The 21,863-nt window shown below is 72.6% G+C and carries 20 protein-coding genes; 14 read left to right on the top strand and 6 right to left on the bottom strand.

What is annotated here, in order from left to right:
* The first annotated feature begins 36 nt into the window (after positions 1 to 36).
* Positions 37 to 1,068 carry an LLM class flavin-dependent oxidoreductase gene (locus tag Mco01_RS18360; RefSeq protein WP_204058108.1) on the top strand — a complete coding sequence of 344 codons (1,032 nt, stop codon included), beginning with the start codon at positions 37 to 39 and terminating at the stop codon, positions 1,066 to 1,068.
* On the opposite strand, the gene Mco01_RS18355 is transcribed toward Mco01_RS18360, so the two are convergent.
* The gene (locus tag Mco01_RS18355) at positions 1,054 to 1,530 is read right to left on the bottom strand and encodes an Lrp/AsnC family transcriptional regulator (protein ID WP_204058107.1); all 477 of its coding nucleotides are present in this window, start codon (positions 1,528 to 1,530) and stop codon (positions 1,054 to 1,056) included. The two genes, Mco01_RS18360 and Mco01_RS18355, sit on opposite strands and share 15 nt — an antisense overlap.
* Positions 1,531 to 1,690: 160 nt before the next feature.
* Between Mco01_RS18355 and Mco01_RS18350 the strand changes: the two genes are divergently transcribed.
* From Mco01_RS18350 to Mco01_RS18295, 12 genes are read left to right on the top strand one after another with little or no spacing between them, the layout of a single operon-like run.
* A complete protein-coding gene (locus tag Mco01_RS18350; RefSeq protein ID WP_239103725.1) occupies positions 1,691 to 2,593 on the top strand; it encodes a tryptophan 2,3-dioxygenase in 903 nt (300 codons plus the stop codon).
* 14 nt (positions 2,594 to 2,607) lie between these two features.
* Entirely contained in the window at positions 2,608 to 3,885 is a 1,278-nt protein-coding gene (gene kynU, locus Mco01_RS18345) for a kynureninase (protein ID WP_204058106.1), read from the top strand.
* Positions 3,882 to 5,216 (top strand): FAD-dependent oxidoreductase, encoded by a 1,335-nt coding sequence (locus tag Mco01_RS18340; RefSeq protein ID WP_204058105.1) that lies wholly within the window; start codon positions 3,882 to 3,884, stop codon positions 5,214 to 5,216. Before kynU ends, Mco01_RS18340 begins: the two co-directional genes overlap by 4 nt.
* On the top strand, positions 5,213 to 6,721 hold the full coding sequence (locus Mco01_RS18335) for a 2-hydroxymuconic semialdehyde dehydrogenase (RefSeq protein WP_239103724.1): 1,509 nt from the start codon (positions 5,213 to 5,215) through the stop codon (positions 6,719 to 6,721). Before Mco01_RS18340 ends, Mco01_RS18335 begins: the two co-directional genes overlap by 4 nt.
* Positions 6,718 to 7,518, top strand: a complete 801-nt coding sequence (locus tag Mco01_RS18330) for a 2-keto-4-pentenoate hydratase (RefSeq protein WP_204058104.1) — start codon at positions 6,718 to 6,720, stop codon at positions 7,516 to 7,518. Before Mco01_RS18335 ends, Mco01_RS18330 begins: the two co-directional genes overlap by 4 nt.
* A complete protein-coding gene (locus Mco01_RS18325; RefSeq protein ID WP_204058103.1) occupies positions 7,515 to 8,435 on the top strand; it encodes an acetaldehyde dehydrogenase (acetylating) in 921 nt (306 codons plus the stop codon). The genes Mco01_RS18330 and Mco01_RS18325 overlap by 4 nt, the downstream gene beginning before the upstream one ends.
* Positions 8,432 to 9,445: a 4-hydroxy-2-oxovalerate aldolase gene (gene dmpG / locus Mco01_RS18320; protein ID WP_204058102.1), complete on the top strand. Its 1,014-nt coding sequence runs from the start codon at positions 8,432 to 8,434 to the stop codon at positions 9,443 to 9,445. The genes Mco01_RS18325 and dmpG overlap by 4 nt, the downstream gene beginning before the upstream one ends.
* The gene (locus Mco01_RS18315) at positions 9,442 to 10,224 is read left to right on the top strand and encodes a 2-keto-4-pentenoate hydratase (protein ID WP_204058101.1); all 783 of its coding nucleotides are present in this window, start codon (positions 9,442 to 9,444) and stop codon (positions 10,222 to 10,224) included. The genes dmpG and Mco01_RS18315 overlap by 4 nt, the downstream gene beginning before the upstream one ends.
* Positions 10,221 to 10,646 (top strand): RidA family protein, encoded by a 426-nt coding sequence (locus tag Mco01_RS18310; RefSeq protein ID WP_204058100.1) that lies wholly within the window; start codon positions 10,221 to 10,223, stop codon positions 10,644 to 10,646. The genes Mco01_RS18315 and Mco01_RS18310 overlap by 4 nt, the downstream gene beginning before the upstream one ends.
* Positions 10,643 to 11,167: a 3-hydroxyanthranilate 3,4-dioxygenase gene (locus tag Mco01_RS18305; protein ID WP_239103723.1), complete on the top strand. Its 525-nt coding sequence runs from the start codon at positions 10,643 to 10,645 to the stop codon at positions 11,165 to 11,167. The genes Mco01_RS18310 and Mco01_RS18305 overlap by 4 nt, the downstream gene beginning before the upstream one ends.
* Positions 11,137 to 12,201, top strand: a complete 1,065-nt coding sequence (locus tag Mco01_RS18300) for an amidohydrolase family protein (protein ID WP_239103722.1) — start codon at positions 11,137 to 11,139, stop codon at positions 12,199 to 12,201. Before Mco01_RS18305 ends, Mco01_RS18300 begins: the two co-directional genes overlap by 31 nt.
* A gap of 35 nt (positions 12,202 to 12,236) precedes the next feature.
* Positions 12,237 to 13,388 carry an alpha/beta hydrolase gene (locus Mco01_RS18295; RefSeq protein ID WP_239103721.1) on the top strand — a complete coding sequence of 384 codons (1,152 nt, stop codon included), beginning with the start codon at positions 12,237 to 12,239 and terminating at the stop codon, positions 13,386 to 13,388.
* 63 nt (positions 13,389 to 13,451) lie between these two features.
* Here Mco01_RS18295 and Mco01_RS18290 read toward each other — a convergent pair whose 3' ends face one another.
* From Mco01_RS18290 to Mco01_RS18275, 4 genes are all read right to left on the bottom strand, one after another.
* Complete coding sequence (locus Mco01_RS18290) at positions 13,452 to 14,399, bottom strand: pseudouridine-5'-phosphate glycosidase (protein ID WP_204058099.1); 948 nt, start codon at positions 14,397 to 14,399, stop codon at positions 13,452 to 13,454.
* Positions 14,400 to 14,409: 10 nt separating this feature from the next.
* A complete protein-coding gene (locus tag Mco01_RS18285) occupies positions 14,410 to 18,483 on the bottom strand; it encodes an amino acid adenylation domain-containing protein (protein ID WP_275410524.1) in 4,074 nt (1,357 codons plus the stop codon).
* A gap of 163 nt (positions 18,484 to 18,646) precedes the next feature.
* Entirely contained in the window at positions 18,647 to 19,318 is a 672-nt protein-coding gene (gene upp / locus Mco01_RS18280) for a uracil phosphoribosyltransferase (RefSeq protein ID WP_204058097.1), read from the bottom strand.
* Positions 19,315 to 20,007 (bottom strand): phosphoribosylanthranilate isomerase, encoded by a 693-nt coding sequence (locus Mco01_RS18275; RefSeq protein ID WP_204058096.1) that lies wholly within the window; start codon positions 20,005 to 20,007, stop codon positions 19,315 to 19,317. Before Mco01_RS18275 ends, upp begins: the two co-directional genes overlap by 4 nt.
* Before the next feature lie 428 nt (positions 20,008 to 20,435).
* Between Mco01_RS18275 and Mco01_RS18270 the strand changes: the two genes are divergently transcribed.
* Positions 20,436 to 21,626, top strand: a complete 1,191-nt coding sequence (locus Mco01_RS18270) for an MFS transporter (RefSeq protein WP_204058095.1) — start codon at positions 20,436 to 20,438, stop codon at positions 21,624 to 21,626.
* Between the two features lie 55 nt (positions 21,627 to 21,681).
* Here Mco01_RS18270 and Mco01_RS18265 read toward each other — a convergent pair.
* A partial coding sequence (locus tag Mco01_RS18265) for an undecaprenyl-diphosphate phosphatase (RefSeq protein WP_204058094.1) occupies positions 21,682 to 21,863 on the bottom strand: 182 nt, incomplete at its 5' end.

The following is a 21,863-nucleotide window of genomic DNA, read 5'->3' as shown; positions in this document are numbered from 1 at the left end:
CCTGACATGACCGACCTGACCGTGCGAGGAGAACCCGTGGCGAACGACGTCGAGATCGGGCTCGGGCTGCAGAGCGACAAGCGGGCCGGCGACTACGCCAGGCTGGCACGTGGCGCCGAGGAGCACGGCTTCGACGTCCTGACCGTGTTCGGCGACCTGATGTACCAGCCGCCGATCTTCCCCCTGCTCGAGATGGCCGCCGTCACCGGACGCGTGCGCCTGGGGGCGGCCTGCCTCAACCCCTTCTCCATGGCGCCCTACGAGATCGCCGGGCAGGTCGCCGCGCTCGACCTCGCGTCGGACGGCCGCGCGTACCTGGGCCTGGCCAGGGGGACCTGGCTGGGCGCGGTCGGCATCGGCCAGCCGCGGCCGCTGACCGCCATCGAGGAGGCGGCCGAGGTCGTCTACCGCCTGCTGCGGGGCGACTCCGGCGGCTACGAGGGCAGGGTGTTCCGGCTGCTCCCCGGCACCGCCCTGCGGTACCCCGTGCGCCGGCCCGACCCGCCGCTGCTGATCGGCGCGTGGGGGCCGAAGGGGGCGGCGCTCGCCGGCCGGATCGCCGACGAGATCAAGGTGGGCGGCAGCGCCAACCCCGCCATGGTGGCGGTGATCCGGGACCGCGTGCGGGCCGGGGCGCTGGCCGCCGGCCGCGCCGGCGAAGAGGTCGGGATCGTGTTCGGAGCGGTCACCGTGGTGGACGCCGACGGGGCGGCGGCGCGGGACCGGGCACGCGCCGAGGTCGCCATGTACCTCGCCGTGGTGGCCGAGCTGGATCCGACCGTCGAGATCCCCGCGGACCTGCTCGCCCGGGTGCGGGAGCTGGTCGGCGCGGGCCGGCACCGGGACGCGGGCCGGCTCGTCCCCGACGACCTGCTCGACCTGTTCGCCTTCTCCGGCACCCCGGAACAGGTCGCCGCGCAGGCGCAGGCACTCATCGACGCCGGGGTGCGCAGGGTCGAGTTCGGCACGCCGCACGGGCTCGCCGACATGCGCGGCGTGGACCTGCTCGGCTCCGCGGTGCTGCCGCTGCTGCGCCGGGAGCCGGCGCCGGCGTCAGTCGCCCCGTGACTGCCCCAGCGGGTCGCCGGCCCGCGACGCCGGAGGGGTGACCGGATGCCACGAGAGCGGAGTCGACAGGACCATCGTGCTCGACGGCTGCCCGTAGGGCGCGAGCCGGTCGATGACCCGCTCGAAGGCGTCCATCGACTGGGCGGCGACCTTCAGGATGCAGCAGGCGTCGCCGGTGATCCGGTGGATCTCCAGGATCTCCGGCCACTCCCCCACGGCCGGATCGCGCAGCATGCAGCGGGAGCCGTAGCAGGACATCCGGATGATGGCCATCACCGGCCAGCCGGTCCTCGTCAGGTCCACCCGGGCGTGGTAGCCGGAGATGACGCCCGACTCCTCCAGCCGCCGGACCCGCTCGGCCACCGCGGGCGGCGACAGGTGCACCCGGCGCGACAGCTCGCTGAAGGAGAGCCGGGCGTCGACCTGCAACTCGCGCAGGAGCGCCCAGTCCATATCGTCCATGACCACCTTCGGTTCGTTAAGCGTCCGGGCAATTTGGCCGTACATCTGTAGGTTTGTCGCGCATCGTACCGTTAACTGCTCCTTCCGGGTGTCTGCCCCGTTGAGGGACCATTGGGTCACTCAGGGCGCATAAATCACGCCTGTTGAGGGGAGCCGACACGTGGAGAGCACCGATAGGGGCGCGCGGACGGGCACCGCGACGCTGCGCCCGTCAAACGCCGAGGATCGTACGACGAGGGCGGCCGGCAACGCGGGCGAACCCACCCTGGAGTTCGCCGACGGCCTGCCGTACGACATGTACGTGCGCGCGAGCACGCTGCACTCCTTGCAGCGGACCGTGAGCGAGGACACGGGCGAGATGTCCTTCCTCATGATCAGCCAGATCATGGAGCTGTACTTCGGCCTGACCTGTTTCGAGCTGCGCGAGGCGCAGAAGCTGTTACGCGAGGACGACGTGTGGGGGGCGCTCACCCCGCTGCGGCGGGCCGCGCTCCACGTCGAAGGGCTCAACGCCGCCTGGCGGGGACTGCGCTGGATGACGCCGGCCGACTTCAACCGCTTCCGGGACCTGCTCGGGGAGGCCTCGGGGTTCCAGTCCGCGATGTACCGGCAGCTGGAGTTCCTCCTCGGCCTCAGGAACGCCGCGCTGATGCGCCCGTTCCACCGGCAGCCGGAGGTCCACGCGGCGCTCGCCGAGACCCTGCGCGCGCCGAGCCTGTGGGACGACGTCGTCGCGCTGCTGGCGCGGCGGGGCTTCGACATCCCGCGCGTCCTGCTGACGCGTGACGTCGCCGAGGAGCACGAGGCGCATCCCGCGGTGGAGGCGTCCTGGGTGGAGATCTACCGGACCGACACCCCCGACAACCACCTCAGGATGCTCGCGGAGGCGCTGACCGAGCTCGCGGAGCAGTTCGGCGACTGGCGCTACCAGCACGTGAAGGCGGTCCAGCGGACCATGGGCGAGAAGCCGGGCAGCGGGGGCTCGGCGGGCCTCACCTGGCTGCGGCGCAGCATGGCCCGGGTGGTCTTCCCGGAAATCTGGTCCGCCAGGACCGTCATCTGAGCGAGGCGGAGTCGATGACGTTCACCGAGGACGACGCGCGACGGCGCGACGCGGCCGACCCCGGCCACCGCGATCTCTTCCACGTCCCTCCCGCGGAGGGCGGCCGGTACGGCGAGGTCGCCTACCTGGCCGGGAACTCCCTGGGCCTGCAGCCCCGGGCCACCCGGGACGACCTGCTCGACGACCTGGACGCCTGGGCGAGGCTCGGCGTCGAGGGACATCTGGAGGCGGAGCGCCCCTGGCTGCCCTACCACGAACTGCTGACGGACGCCGCGGCCCGGCTGGTCGGGGCGCTGCCCGCGGAGACCGTCGTGATGAACTCGCTGACGGTCAACCTGCACCTGCTCATGGTGTCGTTCTACCGGCCCGCCGGCGCGCGCACCCGCATCGTCATCGAGGACACCGCCTTCCCCTCGGACAGTTACGCGGTGCGCAGCCAGACCCGCTTCCACGGGCTCGACCCGGACGAGACGGTGGTGCGCCTCCGCCCGCGGCCGGGCGAGGACACCCTGCGGACCGAGGACGTCGTGGACCTCGTCCGCCGGGAGGGGGACGGGATCGCCCTCCTCCTGCTCGGCGGGGTCAACTACCTCACCGGCGAGCTCATGGACATCCCGGCGATCACCGACGCGGGCCGGGCCGCCGGCGCCCTCGTCGGCTGGGACCTCGCCCACGCCGCCGGCAACGTCCCGCTCCGGCTGCACGAGTGGGGGGTCGACTTCGCGGCCTGGTGCTCGTACAAGTACCTGAACGCGGGACCGGGGGCGCTCGCGGGCGCGTTCGTCCACGAGCGCCACCTCGGCGACCCCGCCGTCCCGCGGTTCGAGGGCTGGTGGAGCACCGAGCCGGCCACCCGCTTCGAGATGGCCCCGGTCTCCCGTCCCCCGGCCCGGGCCGACGCGTGGCAGGTCTCCAACCCGCCGATCTACGCGATGGGCCCGGTCCGCACCTCTCTCGAGATCTTCGACAGGGTCGGCATGGCCGCGCTGCGGGCCCGCAGCGAACGGCTCACCGGCTACCTGGAGGCACTGCTGGACGAGGTCGCGCCCACGCGGCCGATCACGCTGATCACGCCGCGCGACCCGGCCCGGCGGGGCAGCCAGCTGTCGCTGCGGCTCGGTACCGGCAGCGCGGGCGAGCTGGCCAAGCGGCTGCGCCACGAGCACGGGGTGATCGCCGACGCGCGGGAGCCGAACATCCTGCGGGCCGCGCCGGCGCCGCTGTACTCGACCTACCACGACTGCTGGCGTTTCGCCGACGCGCTCGCGCGAACGGTGGAGGAGGCCCGATGAGTGACATGGACGAGGTTGCCGTCGTCGGCGCCGGCCTGGCCGGCTGCCTGCTCGCCTGCTTCCTGGCCCGGCGCGGCCTCCGGGTCGCCCTGTACGAGCGCCGTCCCGACCCCCGTGCCGGGACGGCGGAGCGCGGCCGGTCGATCAACCTGGCCCTGTCCGAGCGCGGGCTCGACGCGCTGCGCCGGATCGGCCTGGACAAGCAGGTCATGGCCCAGGCGCTGCCGATGCGCGGACGGGTGATCCACCCGGTGCACGGGAACCCCGACTTCCAGCCGTACAGCTTCGACGGCGAGCGGGCGATCAACTCGATCAGCCGGTCGGCCCTCAACGCCGCGCTGCTCGACGCCGCGGAGGGGCTCCCCGGCGTGCGGGTCGCCTTCGGTCGCCGGCTGACCGGCCTCGACCCGGACACCGGCGGCATGACCTTCGAGACCCCGGAGGGCGAGGTCCGGGCCCGCGCGGCGGTCGTGCTCGGCGCGGACGGCGCCGGGTCCGCCGTGCGGGGGCGGCTGCTCGCGTACGGCTCGCTCACCGAGAGCCTCGACTTCCTCGACTACGGGTACAAGGAGCTGAGCATCCCGCCGCGTGACGGGGAGTTCGCCCTCGATCCGGGCGCCCTGCACATCTGGCCGCGCGGCACGTCCATGATGATCGCGCTGCCCAACCCGGACCGCTCGTTCACCTGCACGCTGTTCTGGCCGACGGGCGGCACCGCCAGCTTCGCGTCGCTCAGCAGCCCGGCCGCGATCGAGCGCCACTTCGCCGAGCACTACCCCGATCTGCTGTCGCTGTCCCCCACCCTGGTCGACGACTACCTCCGCAACCCGGTCGGGATGCTCGGGACCGTGCGCTGCGGGCCCTGGCAGGTCAACGGCCGGGTGGGGCTGGTCGGCGACGCCGCCCACGCGATCGTGCCCTTCTACGGGCAGGGCGCCAACTGCGCCTTCGAGGACGTGGTGGAGCTGGACCGCTGCCTCGACGAGACCGGCGGCGACTGGGCGGCGGCGCTGCCGCTGTTCGAGTCGCGGCGGCGCGAGAACACCGAGGCCATCGCGCGGATGGCGCTGGCGAACTTCGTGGAGATGCGCGACAAGGTCGCCTCTCCGCTGTTCCAGATCGGCAGGAAGGTCGAGCACGCGCTGGAACGGCTCCTGCCCGGCAGGTACGTCTCCCGCTACGAGCTGGTGTCGTTCTCCACCGTGCCGTACGCGGAGGTGCAGCGCCGGGTGCGCCGCCAGCACCGGGTGCTCGGCGCCGCGATCGCCGGGTCGGCGCTGCTGCTCGGCGCGCTCGGCGCCGCCCTCGTCAACGGAAGGAGGAACCCGTGAGCCCCACGCTGTGGACGCCGGAGCTGATGGCCGGCCGTCCGGCCGGCGCGCCGGGCCTGCTGCGCAACTTCGTCGACGGCGCGTTCGTCGCCCCAGGGACGACGTTCTCCAAGGTCAGCCCGGTCACCGGGGAGACGCTCTTCGAGGTGGCCGAGGCCGACGCCGGCACGGTGGACGCGGCGGTCGGCGCCGCCCGCCGGGCGCTGCGCGGCCCGTGGGGCCGGATGGGCGAGCAGGAGCGCGCCGGGATGCTGCGTGCGATCGCGGCAGAGCTCGATCGGCGCTTCGACGACCTGGTGGCCGCCGAGGTCGCCGACACGGGCAAGCCGGTCTCACAGGCGAGGACGCTGGACATCCCCCGGGGGGCCGCGAACTTCCGGGCCTTCGCGGAGATCGCGGCCGCACCCACGGAGTCGTTCACCACGGTCACCGCGAACGGCGGCAGGGCGCTCAACTACGCCGTGCGCAAGCCCGTCGGCGTCGTCGCGATCATCGTCCCCTGGAACCTGCCGCTGCTGCTGCTGACGTGGAAGGTCGCCCCCGCGCTCGCGTGCGGGAACGCGGTCGTCGTCAAGCCGTCCGAGGAGACCCCCTCGTCGGCCACCCTGCTCGCCGAGGTGATGGCGGCGGCCGGCGTCCCCGACGGGGTGTTCAACCTCGTGCACGGCTTCGGCCCCGGCTCGGCGGGAGAGTTCCTCACCCGTCACCCGGGGGTCGACGCGATCACCTTCACCGGGGAGTCCGCGACCGGCGGCGCGATCATGCGCGCCGCCGCGGACGGCGTGAAGGCCGTGTCGTTCGAGCTGGGCGGCAAGAACGCCGGCCTGGTGTTCGCCGACGCCGACCTCGACGCGGCGGTGGAGGGCTCGGTCCGGTCGAGCTTCGCCAACGGCGGCCAGGTCTGCCTGTGCACGGAGCGCCTCTACGTGCAGCGGCCGGTGTTCGACGAGTTCGCCGAGCGGCTGGCCAAGCGCGCCGGCGAGCTCGCCTTCGGCTGGCCGTACGACGAGGCGACCGCCACCATGCCGCTGATCTCCGCGCAGCACCGCGCCAAGGTGCTCGGCCACTACGACCTGGCCCGCGCGGAGGGCGCCACGGTGCTCGCCGGCGGGGGCGTGCCGGTCTTCGGCGACGCGCGCGACGGCGGGGCGTACGTGGAGCCGACCGTGCTCACGGGCCTCGGGCAGGACGCGCGGACCAACCGGGAGGAGATCTTCGGCCCGGTCTGCCACGTCGCGCCGTTCGACGACGAGGACGAGGCGTTCGCGCTCGCCAACGACAGCGCGTACGGGCTCGCGGCGGCGGTCTGGACGCGGGACGTCGGCCGGGCGCACCGGGCGGGCGCCGGGCTGGACGCGGGCGTCGTCTGGGTCAACACCTGGTTCCTCCGCGACCTGCGCACCCCGTTCGGCGGCGTCAAGGCGTCGGGCGTCGGCCGGGAGGGCGGCGCCCACTCGCTCGGCTTCTACTCGGAACTCACCAACGTCTGCGTGGACCTGTCATGACCGTCGACATCGAACAGGCGGCGAGCGTCCTGCGCGAGGCGTACGACACGGCGACGCCGTGCCCGCCGCTGCGGGGCGGCCTGCTTCCCGAGGGGGACGTCGACGCGGCGTACGCCGTGCAGCAGGCGCAGGTGCGGCACTGGACGAGGGAGGGCCGCCGGCCGGTCGGCGCGAAGATCGGCCTGACCAACCCCGCCGTGCAGGCGTCGCTGGGCGTCTACCAGCCCGACTTCGGCGTGCTCTTCGCGGACATGGCCGTGGACGACGGCGCCGAGGCGGACCTCGGCCGGCTGCTGCAGCCGCGGGTGGAGGCGGAGATCGCGTTCGTGCTCGGCACGGACCTGCCGTACGAGCAGGTGACGGTGGCCGACGTGATCCGCGCGACCGACCACCTGCTGCCCGCGATCGAGATCGTCGACTCGCGGGTCGCGGGCTGGGACATCTCCATCGTGGACACCGTCGCCGACAACGCCTCCAGCGGCCTGTTCGTGCTCGGCACGACACCTCGCCGGATCGCGGACGTCGACCTGCGGCTGTGCGGGGCGGTCCTCGAACACGCGGGCGAGCCCGTCTCGGTCGGCGCCGGCGCCGCCTGCCTCGGCAACCCGGCTCACGCCGTGGCGTGGCTGGCCGCGACCCTGGCCGCGGCCGGGCGTCCGCTGCGCGCCGGCGACGTCGTGCTGTCCGGGGCGCTCGGACCGATGGTGCCGGTGACGCCCGGCGCCGCCTACGAGGCGCGGATATCCGGCCTCGGGTCCGTCCGGACCCGCTTCGGCGATCGGGAGGAGACGTCATGAGCACCGGTGTGGCCGTCATCGGGTCGGGCAACATCGGCACCGACCTGATGATCAAGATCATGCGCCTGTCGGCGTCGCTGCGGATGGTCGCCATGGCCGGAATCGACCCCGCCTCCGACGGCCTGGCCCGCGCCCGCAGGCTCGGGGTGGCCACCACCGACAAGGGCGTCGAGGGGCTGATCGCGATGCCGGAGTTCGCCGACGTCCGCCTCGTGTTCGACGCCACCTCGGCCGGCGCCCATCGGGACAACGACGCGGCGCTGCGCGCCCACGGGAGGACCGTCGTCGATCTCACGCCGGCCGCCGTCGGGCCGTACGTCGTGCCGCCGGTCAACCTCGACCGGCATCTCGCCGAACCGAACGTCAACATGGTCACGTGCGGCGGCCAGGCGACCGTGCCGATCGTCGCCGCCGTCGGCCGGGTCACCCCGGTCGCGTACGGCGAGATCGTCGCCTCGATCGCGTCGAGGTCGGCGGGGCCGGGCACCCGGGCGAACATCGACGAGTTCACCGAGACCACGGCGCGGGCGATCGAGGTGGTCGGCGGCGCCGGACGCGGCAAGGCGATCATCGTGCTCAACCCCGCGGACCCTCCGCCGCTCATGCGGGACACCGTCTACTGCCTGTGTCCCGACGCCGGCGCGGACCGTACGGCCGTCGCGCGGTCGGTGGCCGCCATGGTGGACGCGGTGCGCGAGTACGTGCCCGGCTACCGCCTCAAGCAGGAGGTGCAGTTCGACCCGGTCGAGGCGTACGTGCCGGCGCTGGGCCGGACGTTCTCCGGGCTCCAGGTGTCCGTCTTCCTGGAGGTCTCCGGCGCCGGGCACCACCTGCCCGAATACGCCGGCAACCTCGACATCATGACGTCGGCCGCGCTGCGGACGGCCGAGCGGCTCGTGGAGGTGCGACGCGCATGAACGGGCTCTACATCCAGGACGTGACGCTCCGCGACGGGATGCACGCCATCGCCCACAGGTACACGGTGGACCAGGTCCGCGAGATCGCCGCCGTCCTCGACGCCGCCGGGGTCGACGCCATCGAGGTGGCCCACGGCGACGGGCTCGCGGGATCGAGCGTCACCTACGGCCACGGCGCCGCCGCGGACGCGGAGTGGATCGCCGCCGCCGCGTCCGTCGTGCGGAACGCGCGGCTCACCACGCTGCTGCTGCCCGGCATCGGCACGATCGCCGATCTGAGGGCCGCCCGCGACCTCGGCGTGACGAGCGTGCGGATCGCCACCCACTGCACCGAGGCCGACATCTCCGCCCAGCACATCTCGTGGGCCCGGGAGAACGGCATGGACGTGTCCGGCTTCCTGATGATGGCGCACATGAACGACCCGGCCGGCCTCGCCGCGCAGGCGAAACTGATGGAGTCGTACGGCGCGCACTGCGTCTACGTCACCGACTCGGGCGGCCGGCTGTTGATGCGCGACGTCGCCGAGCGGGTCGACGCCTACCGTCAGGTGCTCGACGACGCCACCGAGGTGGGCGTCCACGCGCACCACAACCTGTCGCTGGGCGTGGCCAACAGCGTGGTCGCCGTCGAGCACGGCGCCACCCGGGTCGACGCCTCGCTGGCCGGGCAGGGCGCCGGGGCGGGCAACGCGCCGCTGGAGGTCTTCGCCGCCGTCGCCGACCTGTACGGCTGGCGCCACGGCTGCGACGTCTTCGCACTGATGGACGCCGCCGACGACATCGTGCGGCCACTGCAGGACCGGCCCGTGCGCGTCGACAGGGAGACGCTGTCCCTCGGCTACGCGGGCGTCTACTCCAGTTTCCTGCGCCACGCCGAGCGCGCCTCGGAGCGGTACGGCGTGGACGTCCGGGAGATCCTGGTCGAGCTGGGCCGGCGCCGGATGGTCGGCGGCCAGGAGGACATGATCGTCGACGTCGCGCTCGACCTCGCGCGGGGAGGATCCCGATGACCGGACAGACGCCACCCGACGTCGAGGAGCTCGCCGACCGGCTCGACGAGGCGGCGGCGAAGGCCGCGCCGATCCCCCGGCTCGCCGCGGCGGCCGGCGTCGGCCCCGCCGCCGCGTACGCGGTGCAGGAGGCGCTCGTCGAGCGGCGGCTCGCCCGCGGCGAGCGGCTCGTCGGCCTGAAGATGGGGCTGACGAGCCGCGCCAAGATGGCGCAGGTCGGCGTCGACGAGGTCATCTGGGGCCGGCTCACCGACGGGATGCGGGTCGACGACGGCGGCCTGGTGGACCTGGGCCGCTACATCCATCCGCGGGTGGAGCCCGAGGTGGCCTTCCTCATGTCGCGCAGCCCGGAGCCCGGGGAGCCGGTCGGCGACCTCGCCTCGGCGGTGCGGGCGGTCGCCCCGGCGATCGAGCTGATCGACTCGCGCTACGACGGCTTCTCCTTCTCGCTGCCGGACGTGATCGCCGACAACACCTCGGCGGCGGGCTTCGTCGTCGGCCCCTGGCGGCCGGTGCCGGACGGGCTGGACAACCTCGGCGTGCTGCTGGAGGTCGGCGGCCGGGTCGTGCAGACCGGCTCGACGGCGGCGATCCTCGGCGATCCGCGCCGCGCCCTCGACGCCGCGGTCCGGCTGGCCGGCCGGCGGGGCGTCCGGCTGCGGGAGGGGTGGGTCGTCCTCGCCGGGGCGGCGACCGCCGCGGTCCCCCTGCGGGCCGGGGATCACGTGCGGGCCGTGGTCGAGCGGCTGGGCACCGCCTCGCTGAGGGCGGCGTCGTGAGCGGGGCGCGGACGGTGCCGGGCAAGGCCGCTCCGCGCGGCCGCTTCCCGCACGTCAAGGTCGCCGGCGGCTTCGCCTTCGTCTCCGGCACGTCGAGCCGCCGGCCCGACAACACGATCGCGGGCGCCGAGGCCGACCCGATGGGCACCACCTCGCTCGACATACGCGCGCAGACCCGCGCCGTGATCGAGAACATCCGGGACATCCTGCGGGCCGTCGGGGCCGACCTGTCCGACCTGGTGCAGGTCACCGCCTACCTGGTGAACATGAACGACTTCGGCGGCTACAACGAGGTCTACGCGGAGTACTTCGACGAGGCCGGACCCGCCCGCACCACGGTGGCGGTGCACCAGCTCCCCCACCCCCATCTGCTGATCGAGATACAGGCCGTGGCGCTACTGCCGGAAGGAGTCAGGAAATGAGCGACATCGCGGAGCCGGTGAGCTTTCCGGGCTGGATCGAGGAGAACCGGCACCTGCTGAAGCCGCCGGTCGGCAACAAGGAGATGTTCCCGGGCGGGGCGGACTTCATCGTGCAGGTGGTGGGCGGCCCCAACCAGCGCACCGACTACCACGTCGACCCGTACGAGGAGTTCTTCTACCAGATCAAGGGCGACATGCACGTCAACCTGATGACGCCCGGCGGACCGCGCACGGTGCACATCCGCGAGGGCCAGATGTGGATGCTGCCGGGGAACGTGCCGCACTCGCCGCAGCGGCCGCAGGCGGGCTCGATCGGCATGGTGGTCGAGCGGGTCCGCGAGGAGGGCACGCTGGAGAGGTTCCAGTGGTACTGCCCCGCCTGCGGCGGCCTCGTGCACGAGGTGGAACTGCAGGTGCGGGACATCGTCACCGACCTGCCGCCGGTGTTCCAGGCGTTCTACGGCGACGAGGCCGCCCGCACCTGCGCCGCGTGCGGAGCCCTGCACCCGGGCAGGGGCTGATGCCGGGGCCGGTCGTCGACGTGCACACGCACGTCGTGCCGAAGGGGTGGCCGGAGCTGTCCGCCCGGTGCGGCGGCTCCGGCTGGCCCTGGCTGCGCGTCGACTCGGAGCGGGCCGCCATGATCATGATCGGCGACGCCGAGTTCCGGCCCGTCGGCGCCGAGTGCTGGGACCCGGAGACGCGCCTGGCCGACATGGACGCCGACGGCGTGGACGTGCAGGTGGTGTCCCCCACGCCGGTGTTCTTCTCCTACGAGCGCTCGCCGGACCAGGCCGTCAAGGTGTCGAGGATCTTCAACGACCTGACGCTGGAGGTGACCGCGGGCGGCGGGGATCGGCTGGTGCCGTTCTGCCAGGTGCCGCTGCAGGACCCCGACGCGGCCTGCGCGGAGCTGGACCGCTGCCTCGCCGCCGGCCACGCGGGCGTCGAGATCGGCAACCACGTCGGCGACAAAGACCTCGACGACGCGGGCGTCGAGGCGTTCCTGCGGCACTGCGCCGAGGTGGGCGCGCCCGTCTTCGTGCACCCGTGGGACATGCCCGGCGGGCCGCGGCTCGACCGCTGGATGGCCCGCTGGCTGACCGGCATGCCGGCGGAGACGCACCTGTCCGTCCTGGCGCTCATCCTCGGCGGCGTGCTGGACCGGGTGCCGTCCTCGCTGCGCATCTGCTTCGCCCACGGCGGCGGCAGCTTCCCCTTCTGGCTGGGGCGGGCGGACAACGCCTGGCACCGCCGCGGCGACCTGGTCCGCGGCCGGTCGTCCTTTCCCCCGAGCCACTACGTCGACCGCTTCCACGTCGACAGCGTGGTGTTCGACCCCGCCGCGTTGCGCCTGCTCGTGGACACGATGGGCGAGGACCGTATCCTCCTCGGCAGCGACTACCCCTACCCGCTGGGAGAGCGCCCGGCCGGGCGGGTGGTCCGCGCGGCGGACTTCCTCGACGAGGGGCAGCGCGCGAAGCTGCTGGGCGGCAACGCGCTGCGGTTCCTCGGGAGGGACGGGACGGGCGACGTGGCGACGGCGCCCCGATGAGCGGGCCGCGGCGGCCGACCGGAAGAGGAACCGATGTGACGGGTGGCGACAGGGCGGCGGTGCGCGTCCTCGTGGTGGCGGGCCCCGGGCTGGTGGCGGACTCCGCGCTGGTCCGGCGGGTCGCCGAGACCGAATGGGAACGGCTGGGCGTCCCGGGGTCGCTGGTGGCCGTGGCCGACGCGGAGGGGCTGCGGGACGTGCTCGGCGAGGCGGCCCGGGACGAGTCGTGCGCGGTCGTGGCCCTGCCCGGCCCCGACGCCGGCGCCCGCCGGCTGATCTCCGATCCCCTTCCCGGGCCGCGGACCGTGTGGTACGACATGGCCGTCACCGGGCCGGTCGAGCCCGCGGGCGGCGCCGCGCATCTCCACGGCCGCGGCCTCGGGGGCCTCGCGTGGGCCGTCCGGCACGCCGTGCACCGTCTGCGGCACCCGGCGCGCCGAGTCCCGTACGGCCCGGGCGACGAGCAGTGGGGCGAGCTGCGCCTGCCGCCGGACCACGACGGCCGGCCGCTGCCCGTGGCGGTGCTCGTCCACGGGGGCTACTGGCGGTCGATCTGGGCCGCCGACCTGATGGACGCGCTCGCCGTCGACCTGGCCAGCCGCGGGTACGCCACATGGAACCTCGAATACCGCCGCCCGGACCGGCACGGCTGGGACGCCACCACCGCGGACGTCGCGGCGGGAATCTCCCGCCTGGCGGCCGTGGCCGGCGATCTCCCGCTCGACCTCGCCCGTGTCGCGGTCGCCGGACACTCGGCGGGCGGCCAGCTCGCCCTGCGCGCGGCGGCCGACGGCGCCGGCGTCGCGCTCGCGGTCTCGCTGGCCGGCGTGGTCGACCTCGCCGAGGGGGAACGGCGACGGGTCGGGACGGGCGCCGTCCCCCCCGCCCTCGGCGGCCCGCGGGCCGAGGTCCCCGAGGTGTACGCGGCCGCCGATCCGATGAGCCGCCTCCCGATGGGCGTCCCGCAGCTCGTCGTCCAGGGGCTCGGCGACGATCTCGACCTGGTCGACTTCAACCGCCGCTACGTCACCCGGGCGCGCGGGGCCGGCGACGACGTGACCTACATCGAGCAGGCGGGAGACCACTTCGCGGTCATCGATCCCGATTCGGACATCTGGGCGGCCACGGTCGCCGAGATGGACCGTCGGCTGCGGCCAGGGGAAACCGCGCCCGCGGCGTCGGGGTGAGCCTCCGGGCCGATGGAGGAGCCCCGGACCCGCGCGGATCCGGGGCTCCAGTCCCACGAGAACTCACGCTCCGGTCTCCCGGAGGTACCGCGCGTGCGCGGCGGCCAGCCGGCCGCCCACCTCGGCCGTGCTGACGAGCACGGACATGTTGGCCCGGGAGGACCGGCCCTCGGTGGCGGCGTCGACCGCGCGCATCAGGTACTTCGTGATCGCGTTGCCGCGCACGCCGTCGCGTTCCGCCGCCGCCGTCGCCCCGGCGATGGCCGCGTCCACGTCGGCGGTGTCGATCGCGTCCTCCTCCCGCACGGGAGTGGTGATCAGGAACGCGCTCCGGTTGCCGAGCGCCCAGTGGCTCTCCACCGCCCGGGCGATCACCCGCTCGTCGTCCAGCCGCTGGGGGCTGCGGATGCCGCTGGACACGCAGTAGAACGCGGGGAAGTCGTCCGACCGGTAGGACACCACCGGGACACAGTGGGTCTCCAGGTACTCCAGGGTCAGGGCCAGGTCGAGGATGCTCTTGGCCCCGGCGCAGACGACCGCCACCTTCGACCGGGTGAACTGGATCAGGTCGGAGGAGATGTCCATCGTCTTCTCGGCGCCCCGGTGCACCCCGCCGATGCCGGCCGACGCGAAGAACGGGATGCCGGCCAGCTCGGCCGCCACGACCGAGCTGGCGACCGTCAGCGCGCCGGGCCCGCCCTGGGCCAGGACCACCGGCATGTCCCGGCTGCTGACCTTGGGGATGCCGCCGGTCGAGGCGAACCGGTCGACGTCCCGGTCGGTCATGCCGACCTTGATCCGGCCGTCCTCCAGGCAGATCGTGGCCGGGACGGCGCCGCCCGCGCGGACCGCCTCCTCGACCTTCCTGGCCGTCGCGGCGTTGTCCGGGTACGGCAGTCCGTGGGTGATGACGTTCGACTCCAGCGCCACCACGGGCCGGCCCTCGGCGAGGGCGTCCGCGACCTCCTCGGCGTACACCAGCGGGATGCCCCCGTGCCGATCTCCAGTCATCGTCACTCCCTCAGTTCGAGGCCGCGGGGCCGTAGTTCGGCAGCTTGCCCAGCTCGTGCCTGCGGTTGACGATCTCGGGGATGTAGACCTGCTGGTCCCACAGCTCCTTCGCGACCGGCTCCAGGATGATCGACACCGCGCCCTCGTCGCAGCCGAAGGCGCTCGTCATCGCCGCGGTCACGGCCGCGACCAGGTCGGAGTGCTGCTGCTCGGTGAGGGACACCGGGAAGTGCTTGATGCTGACGTGCGGCATGATGATCTCCTTGTCGGCGCCGAGACGGTCCCGGATGGCGGCGGTCAGCTCGCCGATCCCCTGCTCCCTGAGCAGGGCGTAGTGGTCGGCCTCCAGATCGACGACGACCGGGGGCGTGGCCGAGTAACCGCTGCTGTTCTCCAGGAACGAGTAGTCGTCACCCCTCGCCTTGAACACCGTCATCGGCGCCTGGATGCGCCGCCGGGTCAGCTCGCGGAAGGTGTACGTGAACTCGAAGGTCTGGCCCACCACCCGCATGATGCGGCGCACCAGGTCGACGTCCAGGTCGGGGAAGTGGCGGTGGATGAAGGCGGCGAAGCCGTCCTCGTCCCGGACCTCGGCCAGGCACCGCTCCAGCAGCGGCCCGCTGATCGTGCCCGCGAAGACCGAGAAGAGGATCGTCAGGTACGCCCTGTTGTGGTAGCCGGCCTCGTGCGCGTGCGCGGGGTCCCCGGCGTCGACCTTGGGCGAGCCCGGCGCGATCAGGAACAGGTGGTCCACCTGTTCGCCGGCCTGCTCCAGCTGGTAGGCGGCCTCGAACGCGACGCGCGCGCCGAACGAGTACCCCCACAGCGTGTACGGACCGGCCGGCTGGCGCCGCCTGATCATCCGGACGTCCTCGGCCGCCATCTCCACGATGGTCGCGTACGGGACCTCGCCGGCGTTGATGCCGTACGCCTGCACGCCGTAGAAGGGCCGCTCGGCGCCCATCTCGCCGGCCAGCAGGCGCAGGTTGAGGGGGTAGCCGCCGAGACCGGGCCAGCAGTAGACGGGGTTGTCCGCCCCCTCCCGCTGCAACGGCACCAGCCGCGTGCACTCCTCCTGCTCGCGCCCGTCGACCAGCCGGGCGAGCTTCTCCACCGTGGGGCACTCGAACAGCGCCTGCAGCGGCACGGAGGCGCAGAACTCCCGGTTGATCCTGTTGATCAGGCCGACCGCGATGAGCGAGTTCCCGCCGGAGGCGAAGAAGTCGTCCCGCACCGAGACCGTCTCCCGCTTCATCGCCTTCTTCCACAGCTCGGCGATCCGGCGCTCGGTGACGGTCCGCGGCGCGACGAACGGCTGGTCGGAGGTGTCCGCGTTCGTCTTGTCCGACGCGGCCAGGGCCTTGACGTCGATCTTGCCGTTGGCCGTGAACGGCAGCCGGTCCAGCACGACGACCTTGTTGGGGATCATGTAGTCCGGCAGGAAGTTGATCAGGTCGTCCCTGATCATTTCCGCCGGGCCCCGCATGTGGACCGCGTCCTCCTTCATCCCCTCGCTCAGCCGCTGCGCGTCGCTCACACGGCCGCCGACGAAGAAGTACGACGGGCCGGTGGGCCGGCCGCAACTGCGCAGGATGGCGTCGATCCGGCGCGCTGAGGGCAGGTCATCGCCGGTCTTCGAGCTGTACCCGGACGACATGAACCCGAAGTTGAGGTCGTTCATCGACAGGTGCTGCAGCGTGCGGCCCAGGTCGATGTAGCGCAGCCAGTCCTCGCCGTTCCTGCTGACCACCGAGACGCCGATGCCGGCCCGGTCGTAGACCTGCTGGTTGATGGCGATGACGTGCTTCTTGAGGATGAGCTCCTCGGAGATCAGCCGCAGCCGCCCGTTCTCGTAGGCGTACTGGCCGGCCTGCAGGTCGGGGACCTTGCCGGGATGCGCCTGGACGTAGACGTCGACCTCGTCCGTGCGGGGCCCCGCGTAGGGGACCAGCTCGAACGTGCCGATGTAGTCGTCCTCTTCGGCGCAGCCCAGGCGCTCCTTCGTGGCCGGCGCGTACTCCAGGGCCCTGATGTCCAGGCCGTACTCGGGCAGCACCTCCTCGAACAGGCCGACCATGTGCCCGGTCTCGATCTCGAGGACCTCGCGGATGTTGTTCTTGTAGACCGGTTCGATCGCCCGCTTCTTGCCGACGAAGTGCAGCTTCACCCGCGGCTCCGGCCCCTCGGCCGCCGGCCTGAGCAGCACGAGCCGGTGGTGCACCGGGTGGTGGTAGTAGAGGCCGGGGGCGAGGCCGCCGACCCGGTCGACCTCGAGGTACAGCTGGGTCGCGTACAGCGCGCCGGGCGAGGCGTACGCGTACTTCGGCAGCAGCCGCTCCTCGCTGAGGTGCTGCCCGAAGTGCCGCAGGATCTCGCCGAGCTCCTCCAGGCCCAGGGTGCCGAGCCCGCGGGAGGGCGCGCCCGTCACCTGCCTGGCCAGCAGTTTCAGGATGTCGCCGCGGCTGGTCTGCCCGCCCTCGTAGAACCGGTAGGTCTTGCGGGCGAACGCCAGCGCGCGCTGCCTCGCGGTCGCCTCCCTGCCGGGCAGGTCGATCACCGGCCTGCCGGCGAGGTCCTCGTCGTCCCGGGCCCCGGCGTTCGACAGCTGCGCCCTGACCTGGAGCCTGCTCTCCTTGGACTGGTGGTGCGCGCCGTGGTTGCCCTGGTCCATCAGGGCCGCTTCCTTGGGGTTCAGCTCGACGCAGGCGATCAAATTCTGGAACCCGGTGCGCGGGTCGTTCTTCACGATGACCGCGGCGTGCTTGACCCAGTCGTGGGTCTCGATCGCGAGCTTGATCTCGTCCAGCTCGACCCGGAAGCCGCGCAGCTTGACCTGGTTGTCCGCCCGGCCGACGAACTGCACCGTGCCGTCGGCGTTCCAGTACGCGAGGTCGCCGGTCTTGAACAGCCTGCCCTCGCCGAACCGGTTCGGCACGAACCGCTCCGCGGTCAGCTCCGGACGGTGCAGGTAGCCGCGGGCGATCTGGACGCCTCCGATGTACAGCTCGCCGATCTCGCCGACCGCCGCCGGCGCCCCGCCGACGTCGAGGATGTGGTACTCGGTGTGGTCGACCGGGGCGCCGATCGAGATCGCGTTCGGGCCCTCCCCGACGGTGGCGCGGTCCACGGTGTACGCCGACGAGTTGATCGTGCACTCGGTCGGCCCGTACAGGTTGATCAGCTCGCAGCGGGACAGGGTCTCGAGGAAGTTCGTCGCGAGCGTCTTGGACAGGACCTCGCCGCCGGTGAAGACCTGCGTCAGCGACCGGCAGGTCTGCAGCTCGTCGGTGTCCAGCAGCGCCGTCAGCAGCGTCGGGACGCACTGCAGCGTGGTGACCTCGTGCGTCCTGATGACGTCGATCAGCCGCTCGGCGTCCCGGTACACGCCGGGCGGTCCCACGGCGACCACCGAGCCGCACGCCGGCGCGAGGATCTCCCACTGCGCCGCGTCGAAGCTCATCGGCGTCTTCTGCACGACGGTCTTCTCGTGGTCGATGCCGTAGGCGGCCTTCAGCCACCGCATCTGGCTGACGATGCTGCGGTGCTCGATCATCACCCCCTTCGGTTTCCCGGTGCTGCCGGAGGTGTAGATGACGTACGCCAGGTGTCCGGGGCGCAGGTCCGGGTGGGTTCCCGGCGGCCCGGTGAGCCGGTCGGCGTCCTTCAGCGTGACGATCCTCGTCCCGGCGGGCGCCAGCTCGGCCAGCCTGGACACGAGCTCGTCCTGGGTGACGACGACCCGGACGCGGGCGTCCTCCAGCATGTACCGCAGCCGCTCCTCGGGATACTCCGGGGACAGCGGCAGGTACGCCCCGCCGGCGTACAGGATTCCCCACACGCCGACCATCAGGTCGAGCGAGGGCTCCACGAAGAGCCCCACCCGGTCGTCGGGGGCGACGCCGAGCTCTCGCAGGTAGCCGCCGAGCGCCGCGCTGCCGTCCGCGAGCTCCCGGAAGGTCAGCCGGCCGTCTCCGCAGACGACCGCCGTGTCCTGTGGGCGCATGCGGACCTGCGCGTCGAGCAGATCGGGAAGGCAGGTGTTGTCTGGTGCTTTCCGCCGCGCTTCAGTGCGTGGAGTGTTCATTTACTCCCCCTGCATGGGACGGATAAGGAGGGTTACGGGGAGACCGTCCTCCCCGGCGCCGCCGGAGCTCCGCCGTGCCCGGCCGTGGATGCGGCCGGCCCGGTCCGGGCGAGCACGACGGCTGCGACGACGACCAGGGCGCCGGTTGGTGGAACGCGTCCCCTCATCGCACGACGTCGGTGCCGAAGTAGCGGTCGCCGAAGTCGCCGATTCCGGGGATCATGTACGCGTTCTCGTTGAGCCGTTCCTCGACGGCCGACGTGACGATCCGTACGCGCGGGTGGCGCTCGTGGACCGCCTTGATGCCCTCCGGGGAGGACAGCAGGGTGACGAACACGATGGCGTCCTCCTCGACGCCCTGGCCGAGCAGGACCTCGATGGCGGCCAGCGCGGTCCCGCCGGTGGCCAGCATCGGGTCCAGCAGCAGCACGTGCCGCCGGTCGATGTCCGCGGGCAGCGCCGCGTAGTACAGGTGCGGAAGTTTCGTGACCTTGTCCCGCTGGATGAGGATCTTGCCGATCCGCACCCCCGGGGCGATCGCCCGCAGCTCGGACTCCATGCTGTCCCCGGCCCGCAGGACGGACACGCCGCAGATGTGCGGCGTCATCCGCAACCCGCGATAGGTGCGCCCCACCGGTGTGCAGACCTCGCGCGGCTCGAACGGGAGGAGGTCGAGCGCCGTCTCGATCAGCTGCCGGATGACGCGGCCCGACGAGGTGACGAACTCGTCGCGGCCGGCGTGCCGGTCGCGCATGACCGTGTGCAGCGCCCGCAGGGCCCGGGTCTGCGGCAGCAGGCGGACGGTGCCGACCCCCGCCGCCGTCGCGGTGGTCATACGACCACACCCGTCCCCAGCTCGGCGAAGGCCCTGCGGGCCTCGGCCACGAACGTGCGCACCTTCACGCGGTCCTTCCGCCGGGTGACCGGGTCCTCCAGACCGGTGTGCGCGTCGACGGCGGCCGGGCGGACCTCCGCGATCGCCGCCGCCACGTTGCCCGGGTTCAGCCCGCCCGCCAGCATCAGCGGCCGCGGCGAGATCCGCACCAGCTCGGCACTGATCGACCAGTCGTGCAGGAGCCCGGTGGCGCCCTTGGCGCCGGTGGCCGGGTTGAAGCTGTCGGTGATGAACATGTCGACCCACTCGGCCGCCTCGTCCACGATCCCGGCCAGCTCGTCGACGTTGTCCTGCTTGACCACGAGGCTCTTGAGCACGTACAGGTCGGGGGCGATGCGGCGGAGGGTCCGCAGCTCGCCGGGCGTCACGTCGCCGTGCAGCTGGATGGCGGTGACGCCCAGCTCCCCGCAGAACGCCTTGATCTCCTCGGCCTCCGTCAGGTAGGTGATCACGACGCCCCGGTGCTCCGGCTGGATCTCCTTGATGATCGCCGCGGCGTCCGCCTCGGACAGGTCCTCGTTCTTGGCCGGGAGCCGCAACGCGAAGCCCAGCCAGTCGGCGCCCTCCTCGACGATCAGGTCCGCCTCGGCCTGGTCGATCACACCGGCCACTTGAATCAGTCCATGCATGGTGACCCGCCTTTCCCGCCGGCGTCGGCCGGCATCGGTTGGGAGCGAATTGCACCCGGCCGGGGAACGAATACCGTGAACAGCCCCGTGACAGCACGGTCCCGGTGCCAGGGAATTCACCCTCTCGGCCAGCCGGACATATTCAGAATTCGCGGCGGGCGCACTTTCTCACAACCCCTAACGCCCCCCACTGCAGAGCAGGACGATATAGGGCATAACCGTACTTCTCCGACACAAATGCCCGCGCCCCGGCGGCAACCCCGCTTCCCCCCTGAAAGAAAAGAGCTCGTCCCCGATTCTTGGGAATGCGCGTTGACCGCGCACGGAATTCGAATCTAACGTCCGTTGCCGAGGCGTCCGCGGCGCGTGCGCGAGAAACGGCGGTGAGAAATGCAATTCCGAGGCCCGAGAGCAGAGGAGCGATCCCCATGACGCAGGTCGAGTCCGTCCCCGCCCCGGTCCCCACGCCGGAGCGGGTGCCCCTCAGGAACTGGATCGCGATGGTCGCCGTCGCGCTGGGGACCTTCCTGGTGGTCACCGTCGAGAACCTGCCCATGGGACTTCTCACCGCGATCGGCGGGGGCCTGCACGTCTCCGACGGCGAGGTGGGCCTCATGGTGACCGTGTCCGGCCTGGTCGCCGCGGTCACCGCGCCGCTGCTCCCCGTGGCGATCCGGGGGCTGGACCGGCGGGTGGTCCTGCTCGGGCTGATCCTCCTGGCGATGGCGGCCAACGTGGTGTCGGCGCTGACGCCGGGATACGCCGTGCTGATGGTGGCGCGTCTGTTCGTGGGCGTCAGCATCGGCGGCTTCTGGTCGCTCGCCGCTGGTCTCGGCGTACGGCTGGTCCCCCCGTCGCACGTGGCCAGGGCGACATCGCTGATCTTCTTCGGGGCAATGGCGGCCAACGTCCTCGGCGTCCCCGCGGGCACGGTCCTCGGCGAGTTCGCCGGCTGGCGCCTCGCGTTCGCCGCGGTCGCCGCGATCGCGCTCCTGCTGGTCGCCGCGCTGTCCGTGCTGCTCCCCCGGATGCCCGCCACCGAGCCGGTCCGACTGCGCACGCTGGCCGACCAGCTCCGCACACCGGCCGTACGGGTCGGGGTCGTCGCCACCTTCCTGCTCGTGGCCGGGCACTACGGCGCGTTCACGTTCGTCAGCCCGGTCCTGCAGGACGTCTCCGGCGTGGACGCCACGTTCGTCGGTCCGCTGCTGCTCGCGTACGGCGTGGCCGGCATGGCCGGCAACCTCGTCGCCGGATCGTGGGCGGGCCGCGACGTCCGCGCCACCATCGTCGCGGTCAGCCTGACGCTCGCGGCGGTACTGGCGCTGTTCCCGTTCCTCGGCGGCAGCCCCGTGACCGGGTCGATCCTGCTGATCCTGTGGGGTCTCGCGTTCGGCGGCCTGCCGGTGAGCGTGCAGACCTGGATCATCAAGGCGGCGCCCCAGGGCGTCGAGGCCGCCACCGGGCTCAACACCTGCATGTTCAACCTGGCCATCGCGCTGGGGGCCCTGTTCGGCAGCCTCATCGTGGGCACGGTCACCGTGACCGGCGTGCTGTGGGCCGCCGCGGGGCTCGTGGTCCTCACGTCGGTCGTCGTGTCGGCCGCCAGGCGCGTCTAGCGCTTGCCGGTGTGTGGCCCGGCCCTTCCTGCCTGGATCACGGGCCCGGCAGGGGTCACGCGGTGATCGCTCCGGCGCCGAGCAGGGCGAGCAGGAGCACACCGGCGGCGATCCGGTAGACCACGAAGACGGTGAAGGAGTGGCGGGCGACGTACCGAAGCAGCCAGGCGATCGAGGCGTAGGCGACGACGAAGGACACCGCCGTCCCGGCCACCAGCGGCGCGAGGCCGGTCCCCG

This window comes from Microbispora corallina (assembly GCF_016863035.1).
Classification (GTDB): domain Bacteria; phylum Actinomycetota; class Actinomycetes; order Streptosporangiales; family Streptosporangiaceae; genus Microbispora; species Microbispora corallina.
The sequence above is the reverse complement of the archived record's forward strand: the minus strand, read 5'-3'. Positions and strand labels throughout refer to the sequence as shown.

Excerpts from the sequence above, each read along its gene's own strand:
- Mco01_RS18355 (WP_204058107.1), bottom strand. The coding sequence starts at position 1,530 with ATGGACGATATGGACTGGGCGCTCCTGCGCGAGTTGCAGGTCGACGCC.
- kynU (WP_204058106.1), top strand. The coding sequence starts at position 2,608 with ATGACGTTCACCGAGGACGACGCGCGACGGCGCGACGCGGCCGACCCC.
- Mco01_RS18340 (WP_204058105.1), top strand. The coding sequence starts at position 3,882 with ATGAGTGACATGGACGAGGTTGCCGTCGTCGGCGCCGGCCTGGCCGGC.
- Mco01_RS18330 (WP_204058104.1), top strand. The coding sequence starts at position 6,718 with ATGACCGTCGACATCGAACAGGCGGCGAGCGTCCTGCGCGAGGCGTAC.
- Mco01_RS18325 (WP_204058103.1), top strand. The coding sequence starts at position 7,515 with ATGAGCACCGGTGTGGCCGTCATCGGGTCGGGCAACATCGGCACCGAC.
- dmpG (WP_204058102.1), top strand. The coding sequence starts at position 8,432 with ATGAACGGGCTCTACATCCAGGACGTGACGCTCCGCGACGGGATGCAC.
- Mco01_RS18315 (WP_204058101.1), top strand. The coding sequence starts at position 9,442 with ATGACCGGACAGACGCCACCCGACGTCGAGGAGCTCGCCGACCGGCTC.
- Mco01_RS18305 (WP_239103723.1), top strand. The coding sequence starts at position 10,643 with ATGAGCGACATCGCGGAGCCGGTGAGCTTTCCGGGCTGGATCGAGGAG.
- Mco01_RS18290 (WP_204058099.1), bottom strand. The coding sequence starts at position 14,399 with ATGACTGGAGATCGGCACGGGGGCATCCCGCTGGTGTACGCCGAGGAG.
- Mco01_RS18285 (WP_275410524.1), bottom strand. The coding sequence starts at position 18,483 with ATGAACACTCCACGCACTGAAGCGCGGCGGAAAGCACCAGACAACACC.
- upp (WP_204058097.1), bottom strand. The coding sequence starts at position 19,318 with ATGACCACCGCGACGGCGGCGGGGGTCGGCACCGTCCGCCTGCTGCCG.
- Mco01_RS18275 (WP_204058096.1), bottom strand. The coding sequence starts at position 20,007 with ATGCATGGACTGATTCAAGTGGCCGGTGTGATCGACCAGGCCGAGGCG.
- Mco01_RS18270 (WP_204058095.1), top strand. The coding sequence starts at position 20,436 with ATGACGCAGGTCGAGTCCGTCCCCGCCCCGGTCCCCACGCCGGAGCGG.